Annotated in this window: 13 protein-coding genes; 10 read left to right on the top strand and 3 right to left on the bottom strand. The window is 67.2% G+C overall.

The annotated features are described in order from the left end of the window. Positions 1-167 precede the first annotated feature (167 nt). The 10 genes from map (at position 168) to ATE64_RS13465 (ending at position 12,646) form a co-directional block, all read left to right on the top strand. Positions 168-1,007, top strand: a complete 840-nt coding sequence (gene map / locus ATE64_RS13420) for a type I methionyl aminopeptidase (RefSeq protein ID WP_058455073.1) — start codon at positions 168-170, stop codon at positions 1,005-1,007. Positions 1,008-1,221: 214 nt separating this feature from the next. Further along, a complete protein-coding gene (locus ATE64_RS13425) occupies positions 1,222-3,405 on the top strand; it encodes a PQQ-dependent dehydrogenase, methanol/ethanol family (RefSeq protein WP_058455072.1) in 2,184 nt (727 codons plus the stop codon). 239 nt (positions 3,406-3,644) lie between these two features. Beyond that, positions 3,645-3,983 (top strand): P-II family nitrogen regulator, encoded by a 339-nt coding sequence (locus ATE64_RS13430; protein WP_058455071.1) that lies wholly within the window; start codon positions 3,645-3,647, stop codon positions 3,981-3,983. A gap of 75 nt (positions 3,984-4,058) precedes the next feature. Then, a complete protein-coding gene (gene glnA / locus ATE64_RS13435; protein ID WP_058455070.1) occupies positions 4,059-5,471 on the top strand; it encodes a type I glutamate--ammonia ligase in 1,413 nt (470 codons plus the stop codon). 154 nt (positions 5,472-5,625) lie between these two features. Continuing rightward, complete coding sequence (locus tag ATE64_RS13440) at positions 5,626-6,147, top strand: hypothetical protein (RefSeq protein ID WP_058455069.1); 522 nt, start codon at positions 5,626-5,628, stop codon at positions 6,145-6,147. An 80-nt stretch (positions 6,148-6,227) separates the two neighbouring features. Further along, entirely contained in the window at positions 6,228-7,697 is a 1,470-nt protein-coding gene (locus ATE64_RS13445) for a PQQ-dependent sugar dehydrogenase (protein WP_058455068.1), read from the top strand. Between the two features lie 55 nt (positions 7,698-7,752). Continuing rightward, positions 7,753-9,063, top strand: a complete 1,311-nt coding sequence (locus ATE64_RS13450) for a M20/M25/M40 family metallo-hydrolase (RefSeq protein ID WP_058455067.1) — start codon at positions 7,753-7,755, stop codon at positions 9,061-9,063. Between the two features lie 95 nt (positions 9,064-9,158). Beyond that, the gene (locus ATE64_RS13455) at positions 9,159-10,595 is read left to right on the top strand and encodes an aldehyde dehydrogenase family protein (protein ID WP_058455141.1); all 1,437 of its coding nucleotides are present in this window, start codon (positions 9,159-9,161) and stop codon (positions 10,593-10,595) included. A 206-nt stretch (positions 10,596-10,801) separates the two neighbouring features. Further along, a complete protein-coding gene (gene argJ, locus ATE64_RS13460; RefSeq protein ID WP_058455066.1) occupies positions 10,802-12,028 on the top strand; it encodes a bifunctional glutamate N-acetyltransferase/amino-acid acetyltransferase ArgJ in 1,227 nt (408 codons plus the stop codon). A gap of 6 nt (positions 12,029-12,034) precedes the next feature. Continuing rightward, positions 12,035-12,646 carry a glutathione S-transferase family protein gene (locus tag ATE64_RS13465; protein WP_058455065.1) on the top strand — a complete coding sequence of 204 codons (612 nt, stop codon included), beginning with the start codon at positions 12,035-12,037 and terminating at the stop codon, positions 12,644-12,646. A gap of 39 nt (positions 12,647-12,685) precedes the next feature. Here ATE64_RS13465 and trxA read toward each other — a convergent pair whose 3' ends face one another. Genes trxA through addB form a run of 3 tightly spaced genes read right to left on the bottom strand, consistent with a single transcriptional unit; the run spans position 12,686 to position 19,482 of the window. Beyond that, positions 12,686-13,006, bottom strand: a complete 321-nt coding sequence (gene trxA / locus ATE64_RS13470; protein ID WP_058455064.1) for a thioredoxin TrxA — start codon at positions 13,004-13,006, stop codon at positions 12,686-12,688. 33 nt (positions 13,007-13,039) lie between these two features. Further along, entirely contained in the window at positions 13,040-16,516 is a 3,477-nt protein-coding gene (addA, locus tag ATE64_RS13475) for a double-strand break repair helicase AddA (RefSeq protein ID WP_058455063.1), read from the bottom strand. Then, positions 16,513-19,482, bottom strand: a complete 2,970-nt coding sequence (gene addB / locus ATE64_RS13480) for a double-strand break repair protein AddB (protein WP_058455062.1) — start codon at positions 19,480-19,482, stop codon at positions 16,513-16,515. The genes addA and addB overlap by 4 nt, the downstream gene beginning before the upstream one ends. Between the last annotated feature and the right edge of the window lie 31 nt (positions 19,483-19,513).

A 19,513-nucleotide genomic window follows, 5' to 3' on the forward strand; every position in this document is an offset into this window, starting at 1 on the left:
GCTCCCCTCCCGCTTGCGGGAGGGGCAGCGAGACTTGCGAGCTTGCTCGCTAGTCGCAGCGGGGAGGGTTGTAACGCCACAGCCCCTCCCCAAACCCCTCCCGCAAGCGGGAGGGGCTTTCATTACCGCCCCTCGCTTTTTGAGGCCAGCGCGACTATATCACCCCCATGTACGACTATGTCTCCGTAACCGCCGACGAAGCATCGGCGCCCGCCCGCGTTCGCGACGGCACGATCAAGCTGCACGGCGAGGCTGGCTTTGCCGGAATGCGCAAGGCGGGCCGGCTCTCGGCCGAAATCCTCGACGCGCTCGTTCCCTTCGTCCAGCCCGGCGTGACCACCAGCGCGATCGACGATCTCGTCCGCACGATGATGCTCGACGGCGGCGGCATCCCGGCGACATTGGGCTATCGCGGCTTCACGCACAGCTGCTGCACCAGCATCAACCATGTCGTCTGCCACGGCATCCCCGACGACAAGCCGCTGCGCGATGGCGACATCGTCAATATCGACGTCACGACGACCATCGACGGCTGGCACGGCGACACCAGCCGCATGTATCTGGTCGGCGACGTGCCGATCAAGGCGAAGCGTCTTGTCGACGTCACCTACGAATGCCTGATGCTCGGGATCGAGCAGGCGAAGCCCGGCAACCGCATGGGCGACGTCGCCCACGCGATCCAGAGCCACGCCGAGCGCCATCGCTATTCCGTCGTCCGCGATTTCTGCGGCCACGGGCTCGGCCAGATGTTCCATGACGCGCCCGAGGTCGTCCACGCGGGCCGTCCCGGCACCGGGCCCGAACTGCGCCCCGGCATGTTCTTCACGATCGAGCCGATGATCAACACCGGAAAATATGCGGTGAAGATGCTGCCCGACGGCTGGACCGCGGTAACGCGCGACCGCTCACTCTCGGCGCAGTTCGAACATAGCATCGGTATCACCGACACCGGGTGCGAGATTTTCACCGCCAGTCCGAAGGGCCTGAACGCACCGCCTTGGAATTGATCCCGACGAGTTCGTCATCGCGGACTTGATCCGGGATCCATGACTTCCGGCTCTGCAATCGCCTTTGTGGACCCCGGATCAAGTCCGGGGTGACGATCGCGTTATTATTGCGGGGAAGCCCCCTCCTCCACCCCCCATTTTCCTGCTTGCGTGCCCGATACTTCGGGCGCAGTCTTGACGTTAACGTCAAGCATAGGCGTCGGGAGAGAATGGGATGGCGAAACGGGTCTTGAAGGCCGCGCTGCTGGGCGGCGCACTACTGGCATTGGCGGCGTGCAACGCATCGAAGAATGAGAGTATCTCGGGCGCTTCGCTCGACGACGCCGAAAAGGCCAGCGAGGCCCTGCTCAAGACCGGCGGCAACGGCGATGATTGGGCCGGCATCGGTTACAGTTACGACGAACAGCGCTTCAGCCCGCTGACCGACATCAACGACAGGAATGTGGGGCAGCTCGGTATCGCCTGGTTCGCCGACCTGGAAGACGCGCGCGGGCAGGAAGCGACCCCTGTGGTCGTCGACGGCACGCTTTATGTCAGCCACGCCTGGTCGAAGGTCGACGCGTGGGACGCCGCAACCGGCAAGCAGCTCTGGAGCTTCGACCCCAAGGTGCCCGGCGAGCGCGCGGTCAGCGCTTGCTGCGATGTGGTCAACCGCGGGGTTGCCGTCTGGGGCGACAAGCTGTTCGTCGGCGCACTCGACGGCCGCCTGATCGCGCTCGACCGCAAGACCGGCAAGGAGCTCTGGTCGACGCAGACCTTCGACACCTCGAAGCCCTATACGATCACCGGCGCCCCGCGCGTCGTGAAGGACATGGTGCTGATCGGCAACGGCGGCGCCGAGTTCGGGGTGCGCGGCTATGTCACCGCGTACGATGCCGATACCGGCAAGGAACGCTGGCGCTTCTACACCGCGCCCAATCCGAAGAAGGAAAAGGACGGCGCAGCGTCGGACGATATCTTCGCGAGCAAGGCCAACGCCACCTGGTCCGACAAGGGCGAGTGGCAGACCTCGGGCGGCGGCGGCACCGTGTGGGACGCGATCGTTTACGACAAGGATCTCGACCAGATCTATCTTGGCGTCGGCAACGGCAATCCGTGGAACCACGGCACGCGCTCGAATGGCGAAGGCGACAACTGGTTCCTCTCATCGGTCGTCGCGCTCGACGCCGCCACCGGCCAATATAAATGGCATTATCAGGAAACGCCCGGCGAAACGTGGGACTATACCGCGACCCAGCCGATCATCCTCGCCGAGCAGGCGGTGAACGGCAAACCGACGAAAGTGCTGTACCATGCGCCGAAGAACGGCTTTTTCTTCACGATCGACCGCACCAACGGCAAGCTGATCGACGCCAAGCCCTTCGTCGACGGGATCAACTGGGCGAGCGGCTACGACATGACGACCGGTCGCCCGATCGAGAAGCCCGAGGCGCGCTTCTACAAGACCGGCAAACCCTTCATCGCGATCCCGGGGGCCTTGGGCGCGCACAACTGGCATCCGATGAGCTTCAACCCCGCGACAGGCCTCGTCTATATCCCCGCGCAGCAGATTCCGCAGGGCTATCTCGCCGACATGGACGAACTCGACCGGCGCAAGGTGCTGGGTTTCAACGTCGGCACCTCGCTCAACAAGACGCTGCTGCCCGACGACAAGGCCGCGTTCAAGGCCGCGGTCGCCGCCACCAGCGGCCGCCTCGTCGCCTTCGACCCGCGCACCGGCAAGGTCGCGTGGGGCGTCGATTATCCCGCGGCGTGGAACGGCGGTACGATGACCACCGCGGGCAACCTCGTCTTCCAGGGGACGAGCACCGGGCGCTTTCGTGCCTATGCGGCCGACACCGGCAAGCAGTTGCTCGACCTCGACATGCAATCGGGGATCGTCAGCGCGCCCTCGACCTTCCGCGTCGGCGGGGTGCAATATGTCGCGTTCCAGACGGGCAAGGGCGGCGCCTTCCCGCTCGTCGCCGGGGTTGCGGGCGGGGTGACGCGCAAGGTGCCCAACCTGCCGCGCCTTGTCGTGCTCAAGATCGGCGGCACCGCGAAACTCCCTGTCCCGCCGGCAACCACGACGCTCGCATGGAACCCGCCCGCGCCGATCGGCACGCCCGGGCAGATTGCCGCCGGCAAGGCGCATTTCGGGCGCTATTGCATGGTCTGTCACGGCGACAGCGCGATCGGCAACGGTTTCACCCCCGACCTGCGCGTCTCGGGTACGCTCGCCAATGCCGAGGCGTGGAAGGGCGTGATCCTGGGCGGTGCGCTCAAGGATCGCGGCATGGTCAGCTTCGCCAAGGTACTCACCCCCGCCGATGTCGAGGCGATTCGCGCCTATGTCATCGACCGGTCGAACTGGACCAAGGCCAATCTGGCCGACACGGCGGCGCCGATGGGGCGCTGACGCGGCCTTTGCCTATTTTTTGATCACAAGAGTTGCGCCGTTGCACACCGCTTGGGCAGCGGCGCAACTTCCTGTCACAAATCTTACCGAAAGCTTGCGATTCGCCAATTGGCACGGGTCTTGATTGGTGCAAGATGACGGGGCCTTGCGGCGACTCATGGAGGAGCGAACCGGACCAGGCGGGCCCTGATCCGGCTTTGGCTGCAGGCACCAGACATGCCCAGTGGGGGACAAGACGCGTGAAGAAGATTGAGGCGATCATCAAGCCGTTCAAGCTCGACGAAGTGAAGGAAGCGCTGCACGACGTCGGAGTCAGCGGCATCACCGTGACCGAGGCAAAGGGCTTCGGCCGTCAAAAGGGCCACACCGAACTCTATCGCGGCGCCGAATATGTCGTCGACTTCCTGCCCAAGGTGAAGCTGGAAGTCATCGTCGAGGACGGGCTCGCCGAGCGCGTCGTCGAGGCGATCGCCGCGGCCGCCCAGACCGGTCGCATCGGCGACGGCAAGATTTTCGTGATCCCGGTCGAAACCGCGCTCCGCATCCGCACCGGCGAACGCAACGAGGACGCGCTCTAGACCCGTCCCGCTCCCCGATCCTGTTCAACAAGACCCGGCAAAGCCGGTCATCATCGCAAGAAGGAAGTTCAGACCATGGCGACCAAGCCCAAGGAAATCATCGCGCGGATCAAGGACAACGACATCGAATGGGTCGACCTGCGCTTCACCGACCCGAAAGGCAAGTGGCAGCATCTCACCATGTGCGCCGGCGTGATCGACGAGGACGCGCTCGAAGACGGCCTGATGTTCGACGGTTCCTCGATCGAAGGCTGGAAGGCGATCAACGAGTCGGACATGATCCTGAAGCCCGATCTCGACGCCGTCTATGACGATCCGTTCTCGGCGACTCCGATGCTGGTGATGTTCTGCGACATCGTCGAGCCGTCGACCGGCGAAGGCTACGCCCGCGACCCGCGCACCACTGCCAAAAGGGCTGAGGCCTATGTCGCCTCGACCGGCATCGGCGACACCGTCTATGTCGGCCCCGAAGCCGAATTCTTCATGTTCGACGATGTCCGCTTCGAAACCGGCTACAACAAGTCGGGCTTCGAGATCGACGATATCGAACTGCCGACCAACACCGGCCGCGCTTACGAAGGCGGCAACCTCGGTCACCGTCCGCGCGCCAAGGGCGGCTACTTCCCTGTCGCGCCGGTCGACAGCGCCGTCGACATCCGCGCCGAGATGGTTTCGACGATGCTGGAAATGGGCCTGCCCTGCGACAAGCACCACCATGAAGTCGCCGCTGCGCAGCACGAGCTTGGCCTGACCTTCGGCAAGCTGACCGAAACCGCCGACCGTATGCAGATCTACAAATATGTCGTGCATCAGGTCGCCAACGCCTACGGCAAGACCGCGACCTTCATGCCGAAGCCGATCCGTCAGGACAACGGTTCTGGGATGCACACGCACATCTCGATCTGGGAAAAGGGCAAGCCGCTGTTCGCGGGCAACGGCTACGCCGGCCTTTCCGACATGTGCCTCTATTTCATCGGCGGCGTCATCAAGCACGCCAAGGCGCTCAACGCTTTCACCAACCCGACGACGAACAGCTACAAGCGGCTCGTCCCCGGCTTCGAGGCACCGGTGCTGCTCGCCTACTCGTCGCGCAACCGTTCGGCGTCGTGCCGCATTCCCTACGGCGCGGGCGCCAAGGCAAAGCGCGTCGAATTCCGTTTCCCCGACGCGATGGCGAACCCCTATCTCTGCTATTCGGCGCTGCTGATGGCGGGCCTCGACGGCATCCAGAACAAGATCCACCCCGGCGACGCGATGGACAAGAACCTCTATGACCTGCCGCCGGAAGAGCTGGCCGAAGTCCCGACCGTCTGTGGATCGCTTCGCGAAGCGCTCGACAGCCTCGCTGCCGACTATGAGTTCCTGCTGAAGGGCGACGTGTTCACCAAGGACCAGATCGACGCCTATATCGAACTCAAGTGGCCCGAAGTTTACAACTTCGAACAGACCCCGAGCCCGGTCGAGTTCGACATGTACTACAGCGCCTGATCGGCAGCGATCAGCGACGCGTAGGGGGCGTCCGGTCTGGGGGGACCGGGCGCCCCTTTTATTTTGCGAGCAAAGGGTCAATTGTCCGCCTTTTCGCATTGACCCTTTCGTAAAACCTCAATGCTAGACGACCCCGGATTTCGGGGGAAATTTCATGTTGCGTAACCTGCTTCTGATCGGTGCCGCGCTGCTACTCGGCAGTTGCGGCAGGATGGCCGAGCTCGTCAGCCAGACAAAAACCGTCGCCGCGCCGCGCGAGCAGGTGTTCAAGAAGATGTTCGGTACCGACGGCAGCCAGTTCGACGGAATCCCGCTCGTCACCAACGGCGGGTCGACGCGGCTCTATGAACTGGTCGTCCAGAAGGGCGACCCCGGTTTCGCGCAGATCGCGCCGAAAGAACGTCCCGATGCGACCAAGGTCAAGCTGGCGGTCGCGATGGAAATCCCGCGCGAGACGCACATCATCTACAGTGTCGACGACGGCGCGATCCAGGCGGGCCTCAAATTCTCCTTCGAGGAACTGACGCCGGGCCAGACGCGCGTGTCCTTTACCATCGATGAGCTGACCGGGCACGACACCGCGGGGCTTTCGGTCAACACGTTGAAGCTCCACGCGCTCGGCCGCGATGCGCTGAACAAGCTCGACGATTTCGAAGAGGTAAAGGAACCCGCTTAACGCCGCGCGTCTTTGCCGGTTGCGACGCCCGCCCGCCGATGGCAGATTGCCGGCGGGGGCGGATCGCAAAGGGCATTGATATGCGAACGCGCCTGTTTTTCATCACCGCGCCCCTCCTTCTCGCCTCCTGCGGCGGCGGAAGCGGCGGTGGCAGCACCCCGCCGCCGGCCAACAACGCACCGCCCAGCTTCACGTCGGCGCAAACCGCCAGCGTCACCGAAAACACGACCGCCGTCTATCAGGCCGCCGCGAGCGACCCCGACGGCAATCCGCTGACCTTCACGATCGACGGCGGCGCCGACGCGGCGCTCTTTTCGATCACCTCGGCGGGGGCGCTGCGCTTCAACACCGCGCCCGATTACGACCTGCCCGGCGACGCCAATGGCGACAATGTCTATGCGGTGACGCTCCGCGTCAGCGACGGCAGCGCCAGCGCCACCCAGCCCGTGAATATCACGGTGACCAACAGCCGCGAGGGCCTATCGGTTGTACGCGTCGGCACCGGCTTCAGCCAGCCGCTCTATGTCGCGCCGATCCCCGGCAGCACCAATGTCTATGTCGTCGAGAAGGGAGGCGACGTCTATCGCTTCGATCCCGCGAACGGCAGCCGCACGCGCGTGCTCGACATCACCGACATTTCGACGAGCGGCGAGCGCGGGCTGCTCGGTCTCGCCGCCTATCCCGACCATGCGACGTCGCAGCGGCTGCTGGCAGTCGCGACCGCCGCCGACGGCACGGTGCAGGTTCGCCGCTACACGCTGGGGCAGCCCAACAGCTCGACCAGCTACGATACAGTGCTGAGCGTGCCGCATCCCGGCGCCGACAACCACAACGGCGGCTGGATCGGCTTCGGCCCCGACGGCCTCGTCTATGTCGGCATCGGCGACGGCGGGGGCGGCGGCGACCCCGGCAACAATGCGCAAAACACCAACATCCGCCTCGGCAAGATATTGCGTTTCACCGTCGGCGCGAACGGCAGCAGCTATGCTCCCGCGCCGGGCAACCCGTTCCTTTCGGGCGGCGGCGATCCCTATGTCTATGCCTATGGCCTCCGCAATCCGTTTCGCGCCTCGTTCAACGGCTCGACGCTCGTCATCGGCGATGTCGGCCAGGGCGCGGTCGAGGAAGTCGACCTCGTCACCACGACCCAGCCCGGCCTCAACTTCGGCTGGCGCTTCAAGGAGGGGACGCAGACCTTTTCGGGCACGCCGCCCGGCGGCCTGAGCGATCCGGTCGTCGAATACGGTCATGGCAGCGGGCCGCGGCAAGGCAATTCGATCACCGGCGGCTATGTCTATCGCGGGCCCGTGGCCTCGCTGCAGGGCCAATATGTCTTCGCCGACTTCGTCTCGGGAAATATCTGGTCTATCCCCTTCTCCAGCTTAGTGGCGGGTCAAACGCTTCCCTCATCGCGCCTCGCCCGGCGCAACGAGGATTTCGCACCCGATGCCGGAACACTCAGTTCGATCGCCTCGTTCGGCGAGGACAGCGCGGGCAATCTGTTCATCGTCAGCATCGGCGGGGACATCTTCATGGTCCGGCCCGGCTGACCGCTTGCGGCGGGGCGTTGTACCAGCCACAAGGGGACGTCCAGAGGAGTCCCCCATGAAATCATTGCCTTTCGCTGTTCTCGTCGCCGTGCAGCTCGCCTTGGCGCCCGCTGCGCAGGCGAAGCTTAGCCCGGCGGAGGCAAAGATGGCGAAGACCGTCGAGGCCGAGCAAGGCCGCGGCCTCGCGTTGCTCGAGAAGCTCGTGAACCAGAACAGCGGCTCGCAGAATCTGGAAGGCGTCGAAAAGGTCGGGGCGATGATGCGCGCCGAACTCGAACCGCTCGGTTTCAAGGTCGAATGGAAGGACATGCGCGACACCGGCCGCGCCGGCCATCTGATCGCGACGCACGTCGGCAAACCGGGGGCCAAGCGCCTGCTGCTGATCGCGCACCTCGACACGGTGTTCGAACCCGACTCACCCTTCCAGTCATTTACCCGCCAGGGCGATATGGGCGAGGGCCCCGGCGCGGGCGACGACAAGGGCGGGATGGTCGTCGTCATTGCTGCGCTGCGCGCGATGCAGGCGGCGGGAACGCTGAAGAATGCCAATATCGAATTCCACATGACCGGCGACGAGGAAGACTCGGGCAGTCCGATCGAAAAGGCGCGCGCCGACCTGATCGCCGCGGGCAAGCGCGCCGACGTTGCGCTCGATTTCGAAGGCCTTGTGCGGGTCAATGGCGCCGATATGGGATCGGTCGCGCGCCGCTCGTCGGACAGCTGGACTGTGACCGCGACCGGTAAGGCAAGTCACAGTTCGGGCATCTTCAGCGCCGCCGCGGGCGACGGTGCCATCTATGAACTGACGCGCATCCTCCACCGCTTCCGCACCGAGCTGCCCGAGCCGAACCTGACCTTCAACGTCGGGCTGATCGCCGGCGGACAGCAGGCCGATCTCGATGCGGGCGGCATTCGCGCGAGCGTCAGCGGCAAGACGAACATCATCGCCGGAACCGCGGTCGCGCGCGGCGACCTGCGCGCGCTGTCACCCGAGCAGATCGAGCGCGTGAAAGCGAAAATGACCGCGATCGTCGCCGACCATGCCCCCGGCACCGACGCGAAGATCAGCTTCGACCCCGGCGGCTATCCGCCGATGGCGCCGACCGAGGGCAATAAGGCCCTGCTCGCAAAGCTCAACGGCGTGAACCGCGACCTCGGCCTCGCCGAAATGGCGCCGCTCGATCCGTTGAAGCGCGGCGCGGGCGATATCAGCTTCGTCGCTGCCGACGTCGATGGCCTCGCGGGACTCGGCCCGTACAGCACCGGCGACCATGCGCCCGGCGAGGCGGTCGATATCCCCAGCATTTCGCGGCAGGCGACCCGCGCTGCCATCCTGATGTCACGCCTTTCTGCTGAAAAGCGCTGAACGGCAGCAATTGGCAGTTGGCCTTTTCTTGATTCATCCGCCACAGTGATTAGGTAGCAATCCGAGACGGATTCACCGCGATTGGGAGAATGACGATGAGCGACACCGAAACCCACCTGAAACAGCACTACATCGGCGGCCGCTGGGTCGATTCGAAGGGCGGCAAGCTCCACGACGTCATCAACCCCGCGACCGAAGAAACGGCCTCGACCGTCGTACTCGGCACCGCCGCCGACGTTGACGACGCGGTGGCCGCGGCGAAGGAAGCCTTCAAGACATTCTCGCAGACGACGCGCGAGGAACGCCTCGATCTGCTGAACCGCATCGTCGAGGAATATAAGAAACGCGGCGCCGATCTCGCCAAGTCGATGGCGAGCGAAATGGGCGCCCCCGTCAGCTTCGCCAGCACTGCCCAGGTCGGCGCCGGCATCGGCGGCTTCCTCGGCACGATCGCCGCACTCAAGGATTTCAGCTTCACCGAAAAATATGCCGCGGGGGTCATCGCCTACGAGCCGATCGGCGTCGTCGGCATGATCACGCCCTGGAACTGGCCGCTCAACCAGATCGCGCTCAAGGTCGCGCCGGCGCTCGCCGCGGGCAACACGATGGTCCTGAAGCCATCGGAAGAATGCCCCGGTAACGCGGTGATCTTCGCCGAGATCCTCGAAGCCGCGGGCGTCCCCGCCGGCGTGTTCAACCTGGTGCAGGGTGACGGCCCGACCGTCGGCAACGCGATCAGCGCGCATCCCGGCATCGAAATGGTCAGCTTCACCGGATCGACCCGCGCCGGCATCCTCGTCGCCAAGGCGGCGGCCGACACGGTCAAGCGCGTCCATCAGGAACTCGGTGGCAAATCGCCCAACATCGTCCTGCCCGACGCCGACCTGCAAGCCGTGCTGCCGCCGACGGTGCAGGGCGTGCTCGTCAACACCGGGCAGAGCTGCATCGCGCCGACGCGCATCCTGGTCCAGAAGGAGCGCGAGGCCGAGGCGGTCGGCGTGATCAAGGCGATGTTCGACGGGACGCAGGTCGGCGACCCGATGAGCGAGGGCGGCCACATCGGCCCCGTCGTCAACAAGGCGCAGTTCGACAAGATCCAGGGCCTGATCCAGTCGGCGATCGACGAGGGCGCGACGCTGGAAACCGGCGGCACCGGCCTGCCAAGCAACGTCAACCGCGGCTATTATATCAAGCCGACGGTCTTCTCGGGCGTTACGCCCGACATGCGCATCGCGAAGGAAGAGGTGTTCGGCCCGGTCGCGACGATCATGGCCTATGACACGCTGGACGAAGCGGTCGAGATCGCCAACGACACCGAATATGGCCTGTCGGCGGTCGTCTCTGGCGACCCCGCCAAGGCGGCCGAAGTCGCGCCGAAGCTGCGCGCCGGCATGGTCGCGGTGAACGCCTGGGGCCCCGGCCCGGGCGCGGCGTTCGGCGGCTACAAGGCGTCGGGCAACGGCCGCGAGGGCGGCGTGTTCGGCCTCAAGGATTTCATGGAAGTGAAGTCGATCAGCGGCATTCCGGCGTAAGACAAAGATCCTCCCTGTGGCCGAAGGCCATGGGGAGGGGGACCGCCGCGAAGCGGTGGTGGAGGGGCGGCAACGATAGTGTCATCAGCCCCTCCGTCAGCGCTGCGCGCTGCCACCTCCCCATCGCTTCGCGACAGGGAGGATCGAAAGCCCCTTCACCTCGGGAGGGGTTTTTCTTTGTGCGAGGGAGGGCTAAGCGCATCCCCATGACCACCCGCTCACCGCTCGCTCCCGCCGCCTTCCCCGCCCTCCCCGACATCGCCGGGGTCACGCGCCGCGTCGCGCGCGCGCAGTACAAGAACTGGGATCGCTGCGACCTCACCTATGTCGAGCTCGCAGCGGGCACCACGGTCGCGGGCGTCTTCACGCGCAATGTCTGCTGCTCGTCCGAAGTCGAACTCGGCCGCGAACAGGTCAAAGGTGGCAAGGGCCGTGCGCTGATCGTCAACGCGGGCAACAGCAACGCCTTCACCGGCTATCGGGGGCGCGAGGCGGTCGAGCAGATCATGGCGCAGGTCGCGGGCCATCTCGGCTGCGACGCCAGCGAAGTTTTCGTCAGTTCGACCGGCGTGATCGGTGTGCCGCTGCCCAAGGACAAGGCGCGTGCCGGGGTTGCAGCCGCGCTCACCGCCCAGCCCTGCTCGTGGGAGGCCGCCGCCGAAACGATCTGCACCACCGACACCTTCGCCAAGGGTTCGGCAGCGAGCGCGATCGTCGGCGGCACGACCGTCCACGTAGCGGGCATCGTCAAGGGATCGGGGATGATCGCGCCCGACATGGCAACGATGCTCGGCTATATCTTCACCGATGCCGCGGTCGCGCCCGCGCTGTTGCAGGACATGCTCGGTGAGGCGACCGGCGGCAGCTTCAACAGCATCACCGTCGACAGCGACACCTCGACCAGCGACACGGTGCTGCTCTTCGCGACGGGGCGGGCGGGCAATGCCACGCTGACGACCCGCGACGATCCGGGCGCCGACGCGCTCTACGCGGCGATCCGCGAAGTCGCCCTCGATCTCGCGCATCAGGTCGTGCGCGACGGCGAAGGCGCGTCGAAATTCATCGAAATTCAGGTTACCGGCGCGACCAGCGACGCCAGCGCCAAACGGGTCGCGCTGGCCATCGCCAATTCGCCGCTCGTGAAAACCGCCATCGCGGGCGAGGACGCCAATTGGGGCCGCGTCGTCATGGCGGTGGGCAAGGCCGGCGAACCCGCCGACCGTGACAAGCTCGCGATCCGCTTCGGCGATCACTGGGTCGCCAAGGATGGCCTGCCCGTCGACGGCTATGACGAGGCGCCGGTTGCGGCGCACCTGAAAGGACGGGACATCCGCGTCGGCGCCGACCTCGGCCTCGGCGAAGGCCGTGCGACCGTGTGGACGTGCGACCTGACCCACGGATACATCAGCATCAACGCCGACTATCGGAGCTGAGCCGCGATGCTCACGATCTGGGGTCGCCTCAATTCGCACAATGTGAAGAAGGTCGCATGGTTCGCGGTCGAGCTTGGCCTGCCGTTCGAGCGCCGCGATGTCGGCGGTCAGTTCGGGATGGATGCCGCCTATCTCGCGAAGAACCCCAATGCACTGATCCCGACGATCGACGACGACGGCGTCACCCTGTGGGAGTCGAACGCGATCCTGCGCTATCTGGCCGCGAGGCACGGCGGGACACGCTTCTGGCCGACCGATCCTGCCGCTCGCGCGGTCGGCGATAAATGGATGGACTGGCAGACCGGCTATGCCGATGCGCAGCGCGACGCCTTCCTCAATCTCGTGCGCCGGACGCCCGAAGCGCGCGACGCGGCAGCGATCGCGGCGTCGGCGGCGGCCTCGGCAAAGCAGATGGCGATCCTCGACGAAGCGCTGTCGCGCACGCCGTGGCTGTCAGGCGCCGCGTTCGGAATCGGCGACATCCCGATGGGCGTTTATGTATATACTTATTTTTCGCTCGCGATCGAGCGGCCGTCGCTGCCGCATGTCGAGCACTGGTACGCGCGGCTGAAAATGCGGCCGGGCTATGCCGGCCAGGTCATGATTCCGCTGACCTGAAACAAGGAGCCCCGGCTTCGGCCGGGGCCCGATGTTCGATCAAAGGGCGCCTTCGAGCCAGCCCTTGAGCGCGCTCTTCGGCGCTGCGCCAACTTTGGTGTCGGCGATCTCGCCGTTCTTGAACAGGATCATCGTCGGGATACCGCGCACGCCATATTTGCTCGGCGCGTCGGGGTTTTCGTCGATATTGATCTTGGCGATCACGACCTTCTCGCCCAGTTCGTCGGCGATTTCCTCGAGCGAGGGGCCGATCATCTTGCACGGACCGCACCATTCGGCCCAGAAATCGACCAGCACGGGGGTGTCGCTGTCGAGAACATCGCTCTGGAAGCTGGCGTCGGTAATGGCCTTGGTACCCATGATCTGAACTCCTGAAATATCGTTGGTCCCAAGCTAAGGCGTCGGCGCGTCCTGCTCAAGGGCTGAACCCGGCAAATTCGCCTTGGTTGCCGCCAAGCCGGGCTTGTGCGTGTCGAGCAGCGCGTTATCGAGCGCAATCAGCCGCGGTGCGGCGGTGTAGAGCAGCGCCGCCTCGACCCGCCGGCCCGGAAAGATCACGCGCAGCGCATCGCGATAGGCCGCCATCTGGCGGAGATAGGCCGGCTGCACCCCCCCGGCGCTTTCGGGCACATGCCGCCCCGTCTTGTAATCGATCACCGTCACCGCGTCGTCGGTGACGCGCAGCCGGTCGACGATCCCCGCCACGACCGCACCGTCCACCACGGCCGACAGCGGCACCTCGGCCAGACTGCCGGGGCCGAAAAGCGCCGCGTGCGCGGGATCGTCGAGCACCGCGAGCACCTCATCGGCCATCGCCGACCGGGTTGCCTCATCCAGCCCCGCTTGCAAGCCGAGCCAGCGCAGCGCGGCCTCGCGCCGCCGCGCCGCCGCAACCGGTGGCAGCCGTTCGAACAGCGCATGGAGCAACAACCCGCGCTCGACCGCCGCAACGCGCGCCGTCCCCTGCGGCGGCACCGCGACATCGTCCTCGCCAAGCGCCGATGGCGCCAGCGGGCGCGGCGGGCGCGCCTCCGCGGGGGCGGGTTTCAGCGCCCATTCGGGAAGCACGAGCGCAGGCGCCGCGACCTTCTCCGCCTTTTCCCTCCGCGCCCATTTGCTCGCATTGGCGCGGTGGACGCGGCGCCGGCCCCATAGCGGTCCCGCATTCTCCCATTCGGCGCCCATGTCCGGCAGCACCGATTCGACCGCCGCGTGCCAGCTGCCTTCGGGGATCGTCCGGTCGGCCTTGCTGGTCACGCCCGCGACGATCAGGATTTCCTCGGCGCGCGTCATCGCAACGTAGAAGAGCCGCCAATGCTCCTGCGACGCAGCGTCGGCGGCGTCCTGATAGGCCTTCGCCAGCGCGCCATGCCGCTCGTCGGCGGGGAGCGCAAAGACCGGCAGTTTCTCCCACGCTGCAACATCGACGCTGAACGGGCGGTGCCCGATCCCGGGGTCGTCGGTCGCGTCGGCCAGGATCACGATCGGCGCCTGCAACCCCTTCGACCCGTGCACCGTCATCACGCGCACGACGTCGCTGCGCGCCTCGGTCTGGCGCTTGATATCGGCGGCGCTGCTCTCGACCTGCGTCAGGAAGCCGAGCAGCGACACGGTCTCGCGGCTCTCGAACGCCAGCGCCTGATTCAGAAGCTCGTCGATGGGATCGCGCGCCTCGCGCCCCAGTCGCGCGTAAAGTTTGCGCCGCCCGTCGATCGGCCCCGACAGGACGGTCTCCAGAAAACGGAACGGCGTCGTGAAATCGGCCATGCCGAGCAGGTGCCGCAGCGCGGCCATCGCCACCGCCGGAACGTCGCCCTCGGTCGCACGCAGATGTTCCCACAGCGCCGCGCGGCCACGCCGATGCGCGCGCGCGTAAAGCTCGTCCTGCGACCAGCCGATCAGCGGCGACACGAGCAGCGACGCCAGATTGAGGTCGTCGAGCGGCTGCACCGCAAAGCGCATCGCCGCAATGAGATCCTGTATCGCCAGGGGCTGGGTCAGCGCGAAACGGTCGACACCCGCGACCGGGACGTGCAGCGCCTGCAGCCGCGCGACGATCCGCGCTGCGAGGTCGCGGCGCCGCCGGACAAGGATCATGATATCGCCCGGCGCAACCGGCCGCCCGTCCTTGCCGTGCGCGATCCACGCCTGCACCTCGGCCGCGATCGCCTTCGCGAGCCGCATCGAGGCGGGATCGGAGGCGGGCGCGCTTCCGTCGCCCTCGCCTTCGATGACTCCTTCATCGCTCTCCCGGGCCTCGGCGTCGAGCGCCTTGCCCACCGGCAGCGGCTGCCATAGCTCGACCTGGCCGGCGTGGCCCGAGCGGAAGGGACGATGCGGGGGCTCCTCGCCGTCTAGCCCCATGTCGGACGTACCACCCGCCGCGAGCCAGGCGTCGACCACCTCCAGCACCGCAGGCGTCGAACGATAGTTGGACACCAGGTCAACGTTGCGGAAATCCTGTCCCGCGCGCTCGCCGAGAATATGGAACAGCTCGCGCGCCGTCGCGAATGCCTTGGGTTCGGTGCCCTGAAAGCCGAAAATCGCCTGCTTGCGATCGCCGACGGTAAACAGCGTGCGCACGCGTTCGGCGTCTTCGGGGTTCACCGCGAAGAATTCCTCGGCCAGCGACAGCACGATCCCCCACTGGCGCATGTTCGTATCCTGCGCTTCATCGACGAGGATATGGTCCGTGCGCTGGTCGAGCTTGAAGCGCACCCACTCGCCGAAGCTGCTGACGCGCAGCAGCGATCCGGCGAGGGTGATGAGGTCGTCGAAATCGGCGAGCCCGCGTTCGCGCTTCGCGAGCGCATAAGCCTCGGCAAAGCGGCTCCCGAGCTTCCACGCCGCGGCGAGGTCGTCGGCGACGCGCATCGCGGTCACGGTTCCGAGAAGGCCCTGCACCGCATCGACGATCCGCACCGCGTTCTCGACGCAGTCGGTCATCCGCCCCTTTTCGCCCGCAAAATCGGCGCGCAGCTCGCCCTTGCCGGTCAGGAAACAGCCGAGCAATTCGCCGAGCATCGCGGCGCGCTTCGCCGGATTGGCGATCAGCCAGCCGATCATCGCATCGTTGCACGCGAGCCCGGTCTTGGTGCCCCAATCGGCGCCGCTCGCCGCGACCGCCCTGATATCGTCCTCGTCGATCGCGCCCGCCGCGAGCGCGCCCGCGATCCACGCATCGGGATCGCCGCCCGGCAGGTCGAACGCCGCCCGCAGGTCGTGCGCCGACGGCGGCAGCGCCGCACGCGGCCCGCCGAACGCCGCCGCGCAGCTCGACAGGAAAGAGAGCGCCGCCTCCTGCCCCAGCCGCCGCGACAACATCGCCGCCGCCTCGCGCAGAACGTCGCGCTCGTCATCCTCTTCGAGCAGACGGCTCAGCACCGCGCGCTGCAACGCCGCCGCCTCATCCTCCTCGATCGCGCGGAAGCCCGGCAGCAGCTTCGCCTCGAGCGGGAAGCTCGCGAGCAAAGTCTGGCAAAAGGCGTGGATTGTCTGCACCCGGATCGCACCGCCCGGGCTGTCGATCACCGTCGCAAATAAGGACCGCGCACGCGTCATCAGCCCCGGCCGGTCCCACTCCAGTCCCAGCGCACGCAGGTCGAGCCGCAAATCGCCGTCGTCCATCCGCACCCACGCCGCGAGCCGCTCGTGGATGCGATGCGCCATCTCTGCGGCGCCCGCCTTGGTGAAGGTGATGCAGAGGATCGCTTCGGGCGACACCCCGGCAAGCATCAGTCGCAGCACGCGCGCCGACAGCACCTGCGTCTTGCCCGTCCCCGCGGACGCGCCCAGCCAGACATGGCTTTCGGGATCGGCGGCGGCGCCCTGCCGCGGGTCGAGCGTCGCGAGGCCGCCGGGCCGGCTCATGCGCCCTCCTCCCCGCGGCCGAACCATTCGTCGCGCCGCATGAGCTGGTCATACTCGCCATAGCCCGCCACCTCGCCGGGCTCGAAGGGCGCGTCGCCGAACAGGTAGATCGCGGCGAGTTCCGACAGCGCGTCGGCGGCATGGTCGATCGCCTGATCGGCGCTCTTGAGATCGCTGCGCGACCCATAAGTGTTCGAAATCTTCCCCGCGCCGCCCGCACGGCGATCGGGCCGCAGGCTCCAATATTCGAGTGCCTCGACCGGCGCGGCGGCGATATCCTCCATCCCGCCTTCGCGCGCGATCAGCCCGAGCAGGCCGAGCTGGTTGTCGAGCCTGTCGAACGCCGCCTTCGCGCTCGGCGCGCCGCCCGATTTATAATCGACGATCGCCAACCGCCCCTCGGCATCGCGGTCGATTCGGTCGGCCTTGCCGTGCAGCGTCACGCCATCGACGCTGATCGCACCCTTCACCTCGACGTCGAGCGGTTTGCGATCGGCGCGATCCCACACCTGCACCGCCGCCCAGCGCAGCGCCGGCTCGATCCGCGGCAACCAGAAAGCGCGCGCGATCGCATCGAGCGCAGCGTCCTCCCGCAGCGCCGCCAGTTCATGCTCGAACCCTTGAGGTGTCGCGCCGCCGCGCACCCAATCCTCGAACAATCTGTGCACGCGTGTTCCGCGCCAGCGCGGATCGGGCGCGGCGCTCAGCGGATCGAGCGCCGACAGGCCGAGCATCTGGTTCGCATAAAAGGCGAAAGGATCGCGCGCGAGCCGGTCGACCGCGGTGACGCTGATCTTGCGCGGGCGGTCCTCGACCGGGGGGCGCGGCGCCGGCCTGCCCACCGGCTGCACGACGCCCGTCGGCAGATCGAGTTCGGCCACGAGCCGGGTCAGCGCTACCCCGCCCGGCGCCGGTTCGGGCAGATCGCCCGCCAGCGCCGCGAGCCGCAGCCAGAAGCGCGACGCGACCGCCGGATCGCCGCCGCTCCGCTGCGCGCGCGTGACGACGATTTCGCGCGCCGCCAGCGCGCTCGCAAAATCATGCGCCGCCATCCCCTGTTGCCGCTCGGGCGCGGGCAGGCCGAGCAGGCGGCGAATGCCCGGCGCCAGCCACGGATCGGGCTGCGTCGCGGCGGGCCAGCGCCCCTCGTCGAGCCCGCCGAGAATCATCAGATCGGCGCGCTGCAAGCGCGCCTCGAGCAGGCCCCAGATGAACAGGCGCGGATGCCCGCCATAGGGCGGCCGCACGCTCGCCTGGGCCAACAATTGCCCCAGCATCTCCGGAAAATCGGCGGGATCGACGAGCGCCGGCCCATCGCCGCGCGCAAGCGCCCACTGGTCGAACAGCTCGGCGAGCATCCGCCCCGCCGGCCCCGCCCATATCGCGTCGCCCGTGAGCCATTCGGCCGCCCGTTGCAGCGCCGCCAGCAAGGTCGCGGGCGGCGTCGGTCCGGCGAAGGGGGCAAGTGCCACGCCGAGCGCGCCCGAAACCTCGTCCCACCAAGGTTGTAGCTGAACCGCGAGACCGTGCCCGTGTCCCCGCGGATCGGCCGCACGTGCGGCAATCCGCGCGCTCACCCCGTCCCATCCCGGCAGCAACCCCGGCTCGCGCAGCAGCAGGTCGAGCCGCCGCAGCTGGTCGAGCCACGCCGACCTTCCCTCACCCTTGCGTACCAGCGGATGTCCGAGCAGCGACACCAAAGCGACCGGATCGAACGCCGACGCCAGCTTCGCCAGCAGCAGCAGCAGCGCGCCCGGCGGCGTCCGCGAAAGCGGCTGCCCCGCGCTGTCGTCTACCGAAATGCCCCAGCGCGCCAGCGCCGCCGCGACGCGCTCGGCGAGCCCGCGGTCGGGGGTCACCAGCGCCGCGGTGCGCCCCGGCGTCTCGACCGCCTCGCGCATCAAGAGCGCGATCCCCTGCGCCTCCTGCCCGTCGTCGGCGAAAACGGCGCCCGAAATCCCCGCGGTCGCCGCCGACAGGTCGCCCGCCGCCTGCCATTGCGCGCTATAGTCGGCGGGCGCGAAGAGCAAAGAAACGAAGGGGGTGCGCGCTTCGGGCCCGTCGAACGCCGAGGCCGCATCCCATTCGACTACTTCCTCCCGGCTCGCGCGCATACGGTCGAGCAGCAACTTCAGATGATATTGCGGATGCGTCTCCAGCGGCCGCGCCGGATTTTCGGGATCGGGCCGCGTCGGGCCGAGCGCTTCCCATTCCTCGGCCGCCATCGCCCGGTCGAGGCCGGGCAGCACGACCATTCCGCGCTCCAGATCGGCCACGGTGCGCAGCAACCGCGCGATCGCAGGCGCGGCGGTCGTAATGCCCGCAGCGACGACGAACGGCGCGGGCGGCGCCGCGCGCCATCCCGCGGTCACGCGCCCCAGCAACCGGTTGCGCCGCTCCGCCCGGTCGATGCTGCCGGTCTTGGCGAGCACCGCGGGCCAATGATCGACGAGCAGCCTGAGCCGGCCGAGCGACGCCTGCCAATGTTCGGCGAATGCCCCGAGGTCGAGATCGACGAGATCGCCGACGCGCACCTCCTCATAATGCAGCTGGTCGATCACCCGCGCCAACCCGTCGGCGAGCTGGAACGCCGCGGCGCCGACGATCGACGGCTCGCCCGCGGGCGTGTATCGCTCGATTAGTTCGGCGAGCAGCAGGCGCCGCCGCAGCGCGTCGATCGCGGGGGGGATCGGGTCATCGTCGATGGCATCGAGCGACAACGCCACCGACTCATCGAGGTCCGCATCGCCGATCACCGCCAACCGCGGCATCAGCAATCCCGTCCCGCCCGCGCGCACGAAGGCCGCCTGCACCGCGCTCCGCGCGCGGTTGCTCGGCAGCAGGATCAGCCCTTCGGCCAGCCCCAGCGCGCCGTCGGCGTATCGCGCGATGATTCCGGCGGCGAAGGCGTCGGCGAAGGCCCGGTGGACCGGGATGGAGAAGATGACGGGCTTCGCGTCAGCCATCGGATTCACACATCGTCATTGCGAGCGCAGC

The organism is Sphingopyxis sp. H073 (assembly GCF_001468395.1).
Classification (GTDB): Bacteria; Pseudomonadota; Alphaproteobacteria; order Sphingomonadales; family Sphingomonadaceae; genus Sphingopyxis.

Bases quoted from the DNA above. Each gene is read 5' to 3' on its own strand.
- ATE64_RS13425 (WP_058455072.1), top strand. From the start codon at position 1,222: ATGGCGAAACGGGTCTTGAAGGCCGCGCTGCTGGGCGGCGCACTACTG.
- addB (WP_058455062.1), bottom strand. From the start codon at position 19,482: ATGGCTGACGCGAAGCCCGTCATCTTCTCCATCCCGGTCCACCGGGCC.
- argJ (WP_058455066.1), top strand. From the start codon at position 10,802: ATGACCACCCGCTCACCGCTCGCTCCCGCCGCCTTCCCCGCCCTCCCC.
- ATE64_RS13445 (WP_058455068.1), top strand. From the start codon at position 6,228: ATGCGAACGCGCCTGTTTTTCATCACCGCGCCCCTCCTTCTCGCCTCC.
- ATE64_RS13465 (WP_058455065.1), top strand. From the start codon at position 12,035: ATGCTCACGATCTGGGGTCGCCTCAATTCGCACAATGTGAAGAAGGTC.
- ATE64_RS13440 (WP_058455069.1), top strand. From the start codon at position 5,626: ATGTTGCGTAACCTGCTTCTGATCGGTGCCGCGCTGCTACTCGGCAGT.
- glnA (WP_058455070.1), top strand. From the start codon at position 4,059: ATGGCGACCAAGCCCAAGGAAATCATCGCGCGGATCAAGGACAACGAC.
- map (WP_058455073.1), top strand. From the start codon at position 168: ATGTACGACTATGTCTCCGTAACCGCCGACGAAGCATCGGCGCCCGCC.
- ATE64_RS13455 (WP_058455141.1), top strand. From the start codon at position 9,159: ATGAGCGACACCGAAACCCACCTGAAACAGCACTACATCGGCGGCCGC.
- addA (WP_058455063.1), bottom strand. From the start codon at position 16,516: ATGAGCCGGCCCGGCGGCCTCGCGACGCTCGACCCGCGGCAGGGCGCC.
- ATE64_RS13450 (WP_058455067.1), top strand. From the start codon at position 7,753: ATGAAATCATTGCCTTTCGCTGTTCTCGTCGCCGTGCAGCTCGCCTTG.
- trxA (WP_058455064.1), bottom strand. From the start codon at position 13,006: ATGGGTACCAAGGCCATTACCGACGCCAGCTTCCAGAGCGATGTTCTC.